The 13020-nt window shown below is 40.8% G+C and carries 14 protein-coding genes; 4 read left to right on the top strand and 10 right to left on the bottom strand.

The genetic code is table 11. The annotated features are described in order from the left end of the window. Positions 1-7 precede the first annotated feature (7 nt). On the bottom strand, positions 8-325 hold the full coding sequence (locus tag K345_RS19095; RefSeq protein ID WP_245584589.1) for a low molecular weight phosphatase family protein: 318 nt from the start codon (positions 323-325) through the stop codon (positions 8-10). Positions 326-589: 264 nt separating this feature from the next. On the opposite strand from K345_RS19095, the gene K345_RS23000 reads away from it, so the two are divergent. Next, the gene (locus tag K345_RS23000) at positions 590-1300 is read left to right on the top strand and encodes a signal peptidase II (RefSeq protein WP_028972494.1); all 711 of its coding nucleotides are present in this window, start codon (positions 590-592) and stop codon (positions 1298-1300) included. Here K345_RS23000 and K345_RS22695 read toward each other — a convergent pair. Continuing rightward, a complete protein-coding gene (locus K345_RS22695; protein WP_083963576.1) occupies positions 1220-1606 on the bottom strand; it encodes a DUF2721 domain-containing protein in 387 nt (128 codons plus the stop codon). The genes K345_RS23000 and K345_RS22695 overlap by 81 nt on opposite strands. 69 nt (positions 1607-1675) lie before the next feature. Between K345_RS22695 and typA the strand changes: the two genes are divergently transcribed. Further along, complete coding sequence (gene typA, locus K345_RS0100440) at positions 1676-3505, top strand: translational GTPase TypA (protein WP_028972493.1); 1830 nt, start codon at positions 1676-1678, stop codon at positions 3503-3505. 22 nt (positions 3506-3527) lie between these two features. Here typA and K345_RS0100435 read toward each other — a convergent pair whose 3' ends face one another. The 5 genes from K345_RS0100435 to pulA are packed head-to-tail and all read right to left on the bottom strand — an operon-like array spanning position 3528 to position 8928. Further along, positions 3528-4559, bottom strand: a complete 1032-nt coding sequence (locus K345_RS0100435) for a hypothetical protein (RefSeq protein WP_028972492.1) — start codon at positions 4557-4559, stop codon at positions 3528-3530. A 6-nt stretch (positions 4560-4565) separates the two neighbouring features. Further along, a complete protein-coding gene (locus K345_RS21975; protein WP_053227935.1) occupies positions 4566-5432 on the bottom strand; it encodes a (deoxy)nucleoside triphosphate pyrophosphohydrolase in 867 nt (288 codons plus the stop codon). Position 5433: 1 nt separating this feature from the next. Continuing rightward, positions 5434-5787: a diacylglycerol kinase family protein gene (locus K345_RS0100425; RefSeq protein ID WP_028972491.1), complete on the bottom strand. Its 354-nt coding sequence runs from the start codon at positions 5785-5787 to the stop codon at positions 5434-5436. Next, on the bottom strand, positions 5784-6992 hold the full coding sequence (gene serB / locus K345_RS0100420) for a phosphoserine phosphatase SerB (RefSeq protein WP_245584588.1): 1209 nt from the start codon (positions 6990-6992) through the stop codon (positions 5784-5786). Before serB ends, K345_RS0100425 begins: the two co-directional genes overlap by 4 nt. Before the next feature lie 31 nt (positions 6993-7023). Continuing rightward, a complete protein-coding gene (pulA, locus tag K345_RS0100415; protein ID WP_037570680.1) occupies positions 7024-8928 on the bottom strand; it encodes a type I pullulanase in 1905 nt (634 codons plus the stop codon). 125 nt (positions 8929-9053) lie between these two features. Between pulA and K345_RS0100410 the strand changes: the two genes are divergently transcribed. Both K345_RS0100410 and K345_RS0100405 read left to right on the top strand, forming a co-directional pair. Further along, positions 9054-10040, top strand: a complete 987-nt coding sequence (locus K345_RS0100410; protein ID WP_028972488.1) for a ribose-phosphate diphosphokinase — start codon at positions 9054-9056, stop codon at positions 10038-10040. A gap of 12 nt (positions 10041-10052) precedes the next feature. After that, positions 10053-10421, top strand: coding sequence for a hypothetical protein (locus K345_RS0100405; protein WP_028972487.1), 369 nt, complete (start codon positions 10053-10055; stop codon positions 10419-10421). A 56-nt stretch (positions 10422-10477) separates the two neighbouring features. Here the strand turns inward: K345_RS0100405 and K345_RS0100400 are convergent, their stop codons facing one another. From K345_RS0100400 to K345_RS0100390, 3 genes are all read right to left on the bottom strand, one after another. Next, the gene (locus tag K345_RS0100400) at positions 10478-11509 is read right to left on the bottom strand and encodes a branched-chain amino acid aminotransferase (RefSeq protein WP_281169294.1); all 1032 of its coding nucleotides are present in this window, start codon (positions 11507-11509) and stop codon (positions 10478-10480) included. 162 nt (positions 11510-11671) lie between these two features. Beyond that, entirely contained in the window at positions 11672-12271 is a 600-nt protein-coding gene (locus K345_RS0100395; RefSeq protein ID WP_028972485.1) for a nitroreductase family protein, read from the bottom strand. Positions 12272-12299: 28 nt separating this feature from the next. Continuing rightward, a complete protein-coding gene (locus K345_RS0100390) occupies positions 12300-12998 on the bottom strand; it encodes a pirin family protein (protein WP_028972484.1) in 699 nt (232 codons plus the stop codon). Positions 12999-13020: the final 22 nt, after the last annotated feature.

Here is a 13020-nt window from a genome sequence, read left to right as displayed (position 1 = left end):
AAGATTCTTATTTTGTTTTCGCTTCGATAAATTGTTTAATCATTTCACCTATGACATCTTTAAGTTCAATGACCTGTTGGAGTATTTCTTCCTTGCTCCCTTGAAATTTTTCAGGATCAGGGAACGGCCAGTTCATTCTTTTCATTGTTCCTGGGAATACTGGGCATTTCTCTTCCACATCTCTGCTACAAACAGTAATGACATAATCATATTGTCTTTCAGCCTTAAACAAATCCATAACGCTTTTCGTTTGTTTCTGAGTGACATCGATTCCTTCAAGCTTTAATGCTTCAATAACATAAGGGTTGATATTCCCCGGTTCCAAACCAGCACTTTCGACTTCAAACCATTCACTTCCATATTATTCGTAGAGACTCTTCCGCTAGTTGGCTTCTTGCACTATTATGAACACAGACAAATAAGACTTTCTTTTTTTTCATGACTAACTCCCTTCCTGAATATAGGATAAGAGTGTTAAGAAATTGTTAAATATAAGAAATATTGCATACACCATGAGGAACAGGTTTTTTAACGAAGTGATGATTATATTAGAAGGGAAGGCCCTATTTAAGGGAGTTTTAAAACATACATGAATAAACTCAAATTCCCCATCTTCCTGTTCCTCATAGACGCAGTAACCAAGCTACTAGCGGTGCTCCTCTTACCTTTCAACGAGTACGTCCCCATTAATGATGATCTATCCTTTTACCTGACTTATAATAAGACACCCTTCGGTGCAGGAACATTCTACCTGGGAATGGATAATGTGGATGCTGCTATCTACTCAGCATTATTGGGCTTTCTTTATGGTTCTCTCTTTCTGCTAGTTAATAAGATTATTAGAGGCGACAAGCTACGGATCGTAATTTTTATAGCTCTCATATATGGCCTTTCCTACATTAACATACAGCTGCCATCAATTGGCTTCCTCCACTCCTGGAGCCCTCGAAGTATCGCCCTTATTAAGTTCAGTGGTATCATTTGGATGGTGTTTCTCTTTTTCCATTACACAAAGATCAAGTCCTATGCCTATCTATGGGGAATGCTACTGGCGGCAGCCTTGGGCAACGCCGTTAATTATCTCATTCCCCCCTATGGGGCTGTGGATTTTATTAGTTCAGAATATTTAACCAGGCGCATAGGCATGGGAATCTTTAACTTCGCTGATGTGCTAGTTTATCTTTTTGGGATTCTCTTTTTGTTACGGATCCTTCTGTCCCTATTCACAATCCTGAAGCTGAATATCCAGGGCATCTGCCGATATGCGAAGTTCCGCAATGGAAAGGGCCAAAGAAGCTAGAAGAAGAATCAGGCTAATAGCGAATAATATGGTACCTGCTAGTTCCCATTCTACGAATAGAACAAGCATTGTCGCCACACAGAGAAAAAAGCTGGCCACACCCAGGATCTGCATGTTTTTAATGATTTTGATACGAACTCTCAAGTTCTTGATTTGACCGGTCAAATGGTCTTCGGAGAACTTTTTATAACGATCATGGAGATCCCTAACTAACGATGCTAACGTGAGATATCTGTTAGTATAGGCCAATAATAGCAAACTAATGGCCGGAAATAACAAAGCTGGTGTCGTTATTGTCAAATTCATAGCTTCAAAATACACAACCAATCAATCTCTGGCTAGACCTGCAAGGCCATTTAAGATATTCTCCTGTTCATGAGTAGTTTAGAACAAAACAAAGCCATTCGGAATGTGGCCATTATAGCTCACGTTGACCATGGAAAAACAACATTAGTTGATGCCATGTTCAAGCAGAGTGGAATATTTCGCGAAGGTCAGCAGGTCGATGACCGGCTAATGGATAGTATGGATTTGGAACGAGAACGGGGAATTACTATCTCCGCTAAGAACTGTTCCGTTAATTGGAAAGGGGTTAAAATCAATATCATTGATACTCCGGGGCACGCTGACTTCGGCGGAGAGGTGGAACGATCTCTCTCAATGGCTGATGGTGTTATCCTGTTGGTTGATGCTTCTGAAGGACCATTACCTCAGACACGATTTGTATTACAGAAGGCCCTTAAGAATCGTCTTCCCATGATCTGTATCATCAACAAGATTGATAGAGCAGATGCCAGACCACAGGAAGTTCTTAACGAGGTATATGACCTCCTTATTGATTTGGATGCTACAGAAGATCAGTTAGAGTTTCCCTTACTTTATGCTATCGGTCGTGATGGTATTGCTAAGAAAGATATTGATGGTGATGCGGATAATCTTATTGATTTATTCGACACCATAGTAGAGGAAATCCCTGGCCCTCAATATGATCCAGCAGATCCCTTCCAGATGCTTGTAGCCGACTTGGATTATTCTGACTTTTTAGGAAGAATATGTGTTGGTAAAGTCGCTTCTGGTTCCGTAAAAGCTAATGCCCCCTTAGTGTGTATCGGCGCTGATGGTAAGGCTAAGGCCCTCCGTGTTAGTAAGCTTCAAGCCTATAAAGGTATGGATTATGAAGATGTTGATGTGGTACAAACAGGGGACATTATTGCCCTTGCTGGTATTGAAGAAGTAACCATCGGAGATACTATCTGTACCAAAGAAAGACCTGTTGCTCTTCCTCGTATTCAAGTTGATGAACCAACAGTATCTATGAAGTTTACCGCTAATACAGGACCTATTGCTGGACAGGAAGGTAAGTTTGTACAAGGTTCCAGAATCTGGGAGAGACTAGAAAAAGAAGTTTTGACAAACGTTGCTATTAAGATAGAACAGAATTCAGAAGGGGAAGGTTTCATTGTAAAAGGCCGTGGAGAATTTCAAATGGCTATCCTTATTGAAACCATGAGACGGGAAGGTTATGAGTTATGTGTAGGGCGACCTGAAGTAATCTACAAAAGAGATGAAGATGGTAAGCTTTTAGAACCTATCGAATACTTAGGTGTTGACTGTGACGAACCTTACATGGGTGTGGTTATGGAAAAACTATCGATTCGTAAGTGTCTAATGACTAACATGGTCAATAACGGTACTGGCCGAGTTAGAATGGAATTCACAGCTCCTAGTCGATCTCTTATTGGTTATCGGGATGAGTTCTTAACAGATACAAAAGGTACAGGAATGCTTCACTCCTATGTAGATGGTTATGAACCTTTTAGAGGAGAATTCCCTTCCAGAAGTACCGGTTCCCTTGTCGCTGATAGACAGGGAAAAGCGGTTCCTTATGCAATATACAACCTTGAACCAAGGGGTAAAATGTTTATCCAGGCTGGTGATGTAGTCTATGAAGGAATGGTTGTAGGTGAGCATAACCGAGATAATGACCTTGACGTTAATCCTACTAAGGAAAAGAAGTTATCAAACATGAGAGCTTCCGGTCGGGATGAAAACGTTGTTCTTACTCCTGTCGTTCCCCTTACTTTGGAACAGGCTCTTAACTTTATTCGGGCAGATGAGATGGTAGAAATCACACCTCAATCTATTCGATTACGTAAAACAATCTTAGGTGCCCAACAACGTAAACAGGCTCGTAATAGAAAGTAATATATAGATAGAAAAGGGGAGGCTATTTGCCTTCCCCTTCTTTTTCCAGGTTTTGCTTTTCTTCTTCCAGAGCTTGCTGTTTGGCTTTTTTCTTCTGAATATTATCTTCCAGGGACTTAATGTCGCTGCTTAGCTTTTGGATTTCTTCAGATAGATCACTAATTTTTTCATTTCTTTCAATCTCTTCTGCTTCTAATTTTAACAGATTTGAGTTCTCTTCATTCTTGTTGAGCTTTGACAGTAACTCTTGAAGGCCCTCATCATTGGTCATTCCTGCTATCGTATCGAGAAACTCTCGACCAAGTAGTATGCGATGATTGAAGAGCACCTTTTTCAGGCTGTCTATGTCTTTGAGGATTTGTGCCTCTTTAAGATCCTTAAGTTCTTGTTTGTGGTTATCCAATGTGGATTGGGCTTCCTTATTTGCCGTATCCAGTTCTGACCTATTGCGTATCAACTCGGTTATGCTGTCCTTGAGCTCTGGTTCCATATCCAGTTGTTCCCAGGCTTTCATGGATAAGATGGATTGACCGAGTTTCTTATACTTTGCTGTTAGTTGGCTTTCCTTGAGGGAGACTTTTCCTTTTTTAAATAGTTCCCTCCCAAAGGAGATGAGGTTGTTTTCTTTACCGTCCCGTCCTTCAGACTTTTCTTCATCAATATCAGCGAGGATTTCTTCGATTTCTTTTATTTGACTTGAAGGAATGAGATCTGCTTCTTCCTGGCTTTTCGTATAGGCTAATTTCCCAATTGTCTCATAATGGGGGCTGATCTTCCTTTCAATATTGGCTATCTGCTTTTGATTTTCCTGGATCCGGGAGGTTAATTCTGTCTTTTCCTCTTCCAGACTGTGTATGTGCTCTATATCTTTTTGCTTTTCATCCAGCTTTTCGAGGATTTCCTTTGATTTATTCAGCAAGAGCGGAATATGCCCTTCCTGTGTATCTTTTGGGTTAAGCTTTTCCGCTTCTCTAGCTATATCCAGGATGATTTGTTGTTTTTCTTTTTCTAGTACTTTTTGTTGTTTGTCTATGTCTTTGATCCTATTGTCCATAATTTCCTACCAATTTTGAATAAGATATTGAAGAACCTGTTTATATTTTTTGACAGATTCTGAACTCGTTGTCTCTATAATGACATTTACTAATTGCTCCAGTCCGGACTTTATATTGTCCTTCTTGAAGTCCAATATACTATGAAATACTTGAATGTCATAATCAAATCCACATTCTTCTGCCGCTTGATTGAGTTTGTCCTGACAAGCGCTCAGACGGTTATGGAATAGATCCTGAATGGCTAAACCAAAGATGGTTTCCCGTCTTTTGTCCCCTTCCAGTCCATATTCCAGAGCTTTTACATAGTGGGTGAGGGCAGAGTCTTCTTCTCCCATGCTTTGTAATGTCCAGGCTAGATGATAGTGGATTATGGGATTCTTCGGTTGGCTATTACTTAAATCCTGTAAAAGCTCCAGGGCTTTCTGGTGTTCTCCTTCATTACGAAGCTGTTCTGCTCTATTAATGACTTTGGAATAACTCATCTGCTGTAATTTGTCTAAAATCTCGAGGTAGGCTGGGGTGAAGTCGTATTTCCCTAATTCATGGGGAAATATATAACGGGCCTCTTCATGTACATAGAGTGTCATATTGCCCTTTTGGTATTCGACAGTATAAGCCCGTAAGATTCCTGGTTTTCCATTGGCAAAGGTGAAGTTGATTTCACAAAGGAATTGGCTCACTTCTACAGTTAATCCTAATTCCTCTTTGAATTCCCTCATGAGAGCTTTCTGGTCACTTTCCTTGCTCTGGACTTTACCACCTGGGAATTCCCATTGATCCCCTGTGTTTTGTTCCATTTTCCTTCTGGTGATGAGGTATTTACCCTCTTTTTCTAAAATTCCGGTGACTACAACGATTGGGCGGGTCGGCATGTTAAATAATCCTTCTTAATAGTATAAGGACTCCTCCGACAATACTTGTGATTGAGGCGAGGAGAACAGCTCCTGCACTGATGTCCAGAAGCTTTTCCGCTTCTTCATGATAGGTATCCGTAATGAGACGGACTAGATATTCAATAGCTGTGTTGAACATCTCCGCCACGATTACAAAAGCTATGCTGAATAAGGCTATAATCCATTCGATGATAGTAAAATGCAATAAGATCGCCATAATCATGACGACTAGGGCAGCTATCAAATGGAATTTAAAGCTATTATCCGTTGTGAAGGCGGTGATGATACCTCGAAAGGCATACTTGAACTTATTATATAAATCTTTATAGGTCATATGATATCACGGTCTCGGAATCCTAACAAATACAAAACGCCATCCAGACCTAGATGGCTTATGGCTTGCTTTGCTGATTCCTGCACTATGGGTTTGGCATGGAAGGCGATTCCCAGTCCCGCTTTGGCGAGCATAGGAAGGTCATTGGCTCCGTCTCCAACGGCGATAACCTGATCCAGAGTGATGCCTTCTTCTGTTGCGATCTGCTGGAGCAGTTCTGCTTTCCGTTGGCCATCAACGATTTCTCCCAGATAGTTCCCTGTTAGTTCTCCTTCCAGGATCTCAAGCTGGTTAGCATACACATAGTCCAAACCCAGTTTTTCTTGAAGGTAATGACCGAAGTAGGTAAATCCTCCTGAAAGGATAGCTGTCTTGTAGCCATGGTGTTTTAAGGTGGATATGAGCCTTTCTGCTCCTTCCGTGATAGGTAGATTTTGGGCTATTTCTTGAAGGACAGTCTCAGGAAGTCCTTTTAGGGTTTTGATCCTTTGTTTAAAGCTTTCTTTAAAGTCTATCTCCCCTCGCATGGCCCTTTCTGTTATATCAGCTACCTTTTGTCCAGCCCCGGCGGCTTTGGCTAGTTCTACAATAACTTCTGTTTGTATTAAGGTGGAATCCATATCAAAGCATACAAGACGTCTGTTCCGTCTGTAGACTGTATCTTCCTGAAAAGCTACATCCAAACCTTGATTACGGCTTATCTCCATGAAGCTTTCCCTTAGCTGATTTATATTGCGAGGTTCTCCTTTTACGGCAATCTCAATACTGGCCCGGTTGGGAGCATTGTTTTCTTCCAGGGGCAGACGGCCTGATAGTCTGTCTATGGTATCGATATTGAGTTCCTGTTCATAGATGGCTTTTGTTACCTGAGCCAAATGATCACTGGTTATACGACGACTTAATAAGGTAATAATATAACGGGGAAGTCTTTGTTGTTTAACCCAGGAGGAGTAATTATCTTCTATGATGGGAGTGAATTTAATATTGACTCCTACTTCATGAGCTTTATAGAGAAGATCCTTAAGGAGGGGGGAGTCTTTGGCTTCTGATATACGAACCAGGATTCCCAGACTAAGGGTATTATGAATAACCGCTTGTCCTATATCCAGAATATCAGCTTGGTGTTGACTGAGAATATTCAAAAAAGAACTCATGATTCCCGGTTTGTCTTCACCGGACATATTAAGTAGTACAATATCTTTCATAGTCATATTATGAACCAAAATACAGGACTTGTCATGAGCTAATGCATACCAAAGCTGATCTTCCGGGTATTACATGCTTACCTTCTGACAATGTTCCTAAGCCGGTGTTTTCTGCCCTGTCCTGATCAACGACAATCGTCCAATTGCCCTCTGGTATGTAGACTTGTTTGCTCTCTGGTTGTCCATTGAAATAGACCAGAATGGTATTAGCACTATCTCCTCCTGCATGGTTCTTCAGAAGGTAGCCGATCACTCCCGCATGAGGTGGTGAGAGAAAGATAAGATGCTTTTGAATCTGTTCTGTCGTTGTCAAGCGAAAGGCGGGATGGGCCTTCCTTATGGCAATCAGCCCCTTATGATAGAGGTACACATCCTTGTAGAAGGCCTTTCGGGACCAATCTATTTGGTTGATATATTCCCCTGAGTTATAAGAGTTCTCCACACCCTGCTTGGTCCGGCATAGTTCTACACCACCATGCAGAAAGGGTATCCCCTGGCTGGTAAGGACAATGGCATTGGCTAATTTTTGCATTTTAACTCTCTCGGTCCTATCTTCTTCCTCCATGGATAAGAGGAGTCTATCCCATAGGGTATGGTTGTCATGGCAGGAAGCATAATTGATCGCTTGTTGCGGGCTTAGGGCCCAGGGCGCCTGAGAGTAAGGAACTTGGTTGTAATTGATCTGGTGATGTAAGGTCGCCCCGGCAATACCGAATTTGATTGTCTCATCCTTATCGGTAGCTCCTGAAATGAATCCTCTCGATTCTTGATGGAAGATATGACCTTTGATCCCGTCCCGCATATCATCAGAAAAGAGGCCTATTCCAGGGAGTCTGGGACCATTGAATTTAACAGCGGCGATCTCCTGATTTAAGGGGGAATCCCCTCCTCGCCATCCTTCCCCATAGATCAATAGACTGGGATCTATCTCATGCAAACTCTTCTCTATTAAGTTCATCGTATCAATATCATGTAATCCCATGAGGTCAAAACGAAATCCATCTATATGATATTCCCTTACCCAATGAAGCACAGAATCAAGGATGTACTGACGGACGATTTCTTTTTCTGAGGCTATTTCGTTCCCGCATCCTGACCCGTTAGCGAATTCTCCGTTGTCCCATTGACGGTGATAAAAGTTGGGAACGATTTGATGAAAGTTCGAGTTTTGAGTCTGGCCTGTATGATTATAGACCACATCCATAATCACTCTGATTCCTGTTTTATGTAGTTCCAGTACTAATGTCTTAAATTCTTTTATTGTTTCCAGGGGATCATAGGGATGGGTGGAGTAGCAGTTGGCTAAGGCATTGTAATTACGAGGATTGTATCCCCAGTTATAATAGCCTTTATTGCTTACCCCTTCTTCAGATCCGCAATAGTCAAAGATAGGCAGGAGATGAACATGGGTGATTCCCAAATCCTGCAGGTGATCGATTCCTGTGACTTCATTATCCGGACTTACGGTTCCATGCTCGGTAAAACCGAGGAAGCTCCCTTTATTTTGTATACCAGATGATTCTGATATAGAAAAGTCTGTCACATGGATTTCATAAATGATGGCATCTGTAGGATGGGGTAATTCTGGTTTGTTATCCTGTTCCCAGCCCAGGGGATTCGTCTGTGTTAGATCGACAATGAGACCTTTTTGTCCCATACTATCTACGGCCTTTGCATAGGGGTCGACTGCTTCCTGTTGTAATTCTCCATCAATCAGGGTTTGAAAGGTATAATAATGGTTATGCCAGTCCCCTTGAAGCACCCCTTCCCATATTCCCTTTTCTGTTTGTTCCAGATTAAGAGTTCGGAAGGGCATTAATTCTCTGTCTGATTCATAGATATGAAGTATTACTTTTTGACTGGTGGGGGCATATAGTCTAAAACTTGTATGATCTGGAAAGTAATGTGATCCTAAGTGTAGATCTGATGTCTTCATAAGCAGCCTCGTACATAGTAATAAGGATATTCTAATGAAAAATTGAAAAAAATCGAATAGATCGGCGGACTCCTTGGCATATATTGGTGTTTTCTATACACTTTTCTCCATAAAAGGATTAGGTAATGAACGACTATAAAGATATGAAGATATTCGCAGGAAGCACGGGCAAAGACTTTGCCACTAAGATAGCTCGCTATTTAAATATGGATATCGCAGATGGTGTTGTTCATAAGTTTGCTGATGGGAACATCTTTGTTAAGGCTAATGAGACGGTGAGAGGCAAAGATGTTTATCTGGTTCAATCTATTGGCCTCAATCCTAATGAGCAGTTTACGGAGATACTCTTCTGGATGGATGCTTTTAAGCGTGCCAGTGCCCATACCGTTACAGCTATCATCCCTTATTATGGTTATGCTAAAGGGGATAAAAAGGATGAGCCTCGCGTTTCGATTCGTGCACGTGTTTGTGCAGATGCCATAGAAATGGCCGGTGCTGATCGTGTTGTGACCATGGATCTCCATTCACCTCAGATACAAGGTTTTTTTCGCAAAACGGTTGATCATATTAGGGCAAGACCCATTCTGGTAGAGTACATTAAACGATTGAAATTGAAGAATCCAGTTATCGTTTCTCCTGATGCAGGGTTTGCCAAAGATGCCCGGAAGTTTGCATTAGCTTTAGGTTTTCCTGTGGCCATTGGTGATAAAACTCGTAAGGGCTATGACGATGATGCTATCGTTTTGGATATCATTGGTGATGTGGCTGGTAAAGAAGCCGTTATTGTTGATGATTTTTCCATATCTGGTGGTACCTTAATTGATCTTGCCAGAGGTTTAATAGAGAAAGGGGCCACGAGAGTTATCGCTTGTCTGAGCCATATTCTCCTTAATTCTGATAATTTGAAGCGCATAGAAGATAGTCCTATTGAAGTTTTGGTATCTACCGATTCGGTCTATAATCCTGCTGTCTGGAAAAGTAACAAGATAAAGATTTTATCTGTCGCCCCGTTATTTGCTGAAACATTGCGGCATATTCATTCCCATGAGTCTGTCAGTAGTTTATTTGATCGTCCTTCAGAACAGATGATCAAATATGCCTTAGATAAATAATAAGGGTTTAATATGAAATCAGGTATACGTAAAGATTATATGCTCATAGGTATTATCGTTTATTTGTTAACAGTAATGTGGTCAATATTTCTTGTTGTTCAAATGCGTTATGACAAGCTCCCTTATGAAATCGGACGCTCGGTTTTTGTTTTGATTTCTATTGTCCTCACTACCAAAAACTACAGGTGGGCCGTTATTGGCTTTAGTGTTATTTACGTTTTAGCTAGTGTGGGGCAAGTGATAGCCTTTATTGTTCAGTGGAGCACAAAATCTTATATAGATGTGAGTTCCCTTATCATCGCTCTACTTTATTTTAATATTGGTTTCTACTTATTCACCACAAGAAAAGAATCGTCCCCCCTTGATGAGACGATAAACTAGTATGGTGTAACGAACCCGCAACTTAACATAGTTGCGGGTGAGTATCCTTTGACATATTATTCGATAACCTGAAGCCATCCCTTTGGTGCTTCTATACGGCCAAGTTGAATATCATTAAGTGTGTTATAGAGTTTCTGTGTGATGGTTCCCATTTTATCCATACCACTTGGTAAATCAATAACCTTACCATGATCTACAATCCTTCCCACAGGCGAGATAACGGCAGCTGTTCCACAGAGACCACATTCGGCAAAATCCTTTACCTCTTCCAGGAGAACTTCCCTTTCTTCTACTTCTAGTCCTAAGTATTCTTTGGCCACATACATGAGAGATCTTCTTGTGATTGAGGGTAAGATACTGGGAGACTTGGGAGTCACTACTTTGTTGTCCTTAGTGACAAAGATAAAGTTTGCTCCTCCTGTTTCTTCAACCTTTGTTCGCGTCTCTGGATCTAAGTAAATATTTTCATCATAACCATTTTGATGGGCCAATACGCTAGGATGTAAACTCATAGCATAATTTAATCCTGCTTTGATGTTCCCTGTTCCTCTGGGAGCGGCTCTGTCAAAATCACTTACACATAAGGTTAAGGGGTGAACACCTCCTTTGAAGTAAGGACCCACTGGTGTGGTAAACACTCGGAACTGATATTCACTAGATGGTTTTACGCCAATAACAGGCCCTGATCCAAAGATGTACGGTCTAATATATAAGGTTGCTCCACTTCCATAGGGGGGAACCCATTCGATATTGGCTTTAACTGTTGCTTTCACAGCATCAATAAAAGATTCTGTTGGGTAAACGGCCATTTCTAATCTGGTACAGGTATCAGCCATTCTTTGAGCGTTTAGATCTGGTCTAAATATGACGGTTTGTCCCTTCTCCGTTGTGTATGCCTTCATTCCTTCAAAACAGGATTGTGAATATTGCAGTACTCCAGCGCTTTCATGGATGACAATGGTTTCATCTGATACGAGTTGTCCCTTATCCCACGCACCGTCTTTGAAGTTAGATACGAATCTGTGATCCGTTTTAATATAGGAGAATCCTAAGTTATTCCAGTCTAAGTTTTTCTTATTCATAGTGATTGTCTCCTCTGTATTAAAAACTAATGGAAACTACTTTATTCCTAGGAACTATTTTTTTCAATCTTTCCTAAAGTATATCTTTAAATATTTTATTGTAATTATAGAGAAAAGGGTAGGGCAAAAAGAAACCGGCTCTTAGGGAGCCGGTTAGGGGGGAGGGGCTTAAAGGATTTCAACCAATTCTTCGAATGGTTTTCTGAATCCTTTAGGCCATACTTCTTTGGAAGAATCATGGTAACCTAAGGAGATAAGCATAACAACATCTTCATTCTCTGCAAGGTTGTAAGCTTTCTTAAGTCCGTCAAAATCTACACCACTCATGGGGTGAGAATCGATTCCATGGTGTTTAGCTGCATACATAATAGACATAGCAAGAAGACCTGCGTTGCTTTCTGCAAACTTAATCTTTCTTTCTTCAGTAGTACCATAAAGGTTCGCAGACATTTGCTGTGCTCCTTCTGTTCCTTCACCCATCATTTTAGCGAGTTCTGTCCAGATTGGTTTATCCGATTTGTAACCTTCTCTGTCACTTACGATGATGAGAGTTACAGGAGCTTCTAATACCTTATCCTGGTTAAAAGCTAAAGGATGAAGCTTCTTTTTTGCTTCTTCAGATTTTACAGCAATGATCTTCCATGGTTGAAGATTGAATGCTGATGGTGCTGTATTCGCTAAATCAATAATTTCCTTAAGTTTGTCATTACTGATTTCTTTCTTACCATCAAAAAAATTTACAGATCGTCTATCAAAAACTAAAGCCATTGTATTCCTCCTATCGGCTCTTTTATATTCATTGTTGTGCCATTTCAATGAGTAAGTAGTGACTCATTGTTTGTGTGTTTAATTTATATTCGCCTTCTGATAATTCAGCGGCATCACCTTCTTCCAGAAGGTTGTTATTTATCTGGGATTGTCCTTCGATTTGAACGAGATAGCCCATTCTATCCTGACTTATGGTGAAGGTATTGTTTTCTTCTTCCTGGAGAATAAGGGAATGAATGTTTGCGTCTTGATGTATGTTTACTGGCGCTTCCTTGGTTTGTCCTGAAACCATATGAAGCCATTTCCCTTCCCGATCATTTAAGGGGAATTCATAATCACCATAATTAGGTTCCAGGCTTTTGTGTGTAGGGAATATCCATATTTGCAAGAATCTTAATAGATCCTTCCCCTGGTTATGTTCACTATGCAAGACTCCCGTTCCTGCACTCATGTACTGAATCATTCCTCTCGTTAAGCTGCGTTTATGTCCCATATTATCCTGATGGGTTAATTCGCCCTGAATAATATAGGAGATGATTTCCATATCCTTATGAGGATGAGTATCGAATCCGGTTCCGGGCTGTACTCTGTCATCATTGAGGACCCTTAATACCCCATAGTTGATATTCGATGGGTTATAGTATTCGGCAAAAGAGAAATGGAACCGGCTAGTGAGCCATCCTAGATGAGAGCTTCCCATTTTATCTGCTTTTCTTACCGTAATCATTGTTATTCCTTAACTAATACTA

The sequence above is a fragment of the Spirochaeta cellobiosiphila DSM 17781 genome (assembly GCF_000426705.1).
Taxonomy (GTDB): Bacteria; Spirochaetota; Spirochaetia; order DSM-17781; family DSM-17781; genus Spirochaeta_E; species Spirochaeta_E cellobiosiphila.
The sequence above is the reverse complement of the archived record's forward strand: the minus strand, read 5'-3'. Positions and strand labels throughout refer to the sequence as shown.

What these genes read in the sequence shown, in the direction of transcription:
- K345_RS23000 (WP_028972494.1), top strand. Translation starts at nt 590, where the DNA reads ATGAATAAACTCAAATTCCCCATCTTCCTGTTCCTCATAGACGCAGTA.
- K345_RS22695 (WP_083963576.1), bottom strand. Translation starts at nt 1,606, where the DNA reads ATGAATTTGACAATAACGACACCAGCTTTGTTATTTCCGGCCATTAGT.
- typA (WP_028972493.1), top strand. Translation starts at nt 1,676, where the DNA reads ATGAGTAGTTTAGAACAAAACAAAGCCATTCGGAATGTGGCCATTATA.
- K345_RS0100435 (WP_028972492.1), bottom strand. Translation starts at nt 4,559, where the DNA reads ATGGACAATAGGATCAAAGACATAGACAAACAACAAAAAGTACTAGAA.
- K345_RS21975 (WP_053227935.1), bottom strand. Translation starts at nt 5,432, where the DNA reads ATGCCGACCCGCCCAATCGTTGTAGTCACCGGAATTTTAGAAAAAGAG.
- K345_RS0100425 (WP_028972491.1), bottom strand. Translation starts at nt 5,787, where the DNA reads ATGACCTATAAAGATTTATATAATAAGTTCAAGTATGCCTTTCGAGGT.
- serB (WP_245584588.1), bottom strand. Translation starts at nt 6,992, where the DNA reads ATGAAAGATATTGTACTACTTAATATGTCCGGTGAAGACAAACCGGGA.
- pulA (WP_037570680.1), bottom strand. Translation starts at nt 8,928, where the DNA reads ATGAAGACATCAGATCTACACTTAGGATCACATTACTTTCCAGATCAT.
- K345_RS0100410 (WP_028972488.1), top strand. Translation starts at nt 9,054, where the DNA reads ATGAACGACTATAAAGATATGAAGATATTCGCAGGAAGCACGGGCAAA.
- K345_RS0100405 (WP_028972487.1), top strand. Translation starts at nt 10,053, where the DNA reads ATGAAATCAGGTATACGTAAAGATTATATGCTCATAGGTATTATCGTT.
- K345_RS0100395 (WP_028972485.1), bottom strand. Translation starts at nt 12,271, where the DNA reads ATGGCTTTAGTTTTTGATAGACGATCTGTAAATTTTTTTGATGGTAAG.
- K345_RS0100390 (WP_028972484.1), bottom strand. Translation starts at nt 12,998, where the DNA reads ATGATTACGGTAAGAAAAGCAGATAAAATGGGAAGCTCTCATCTAGGA.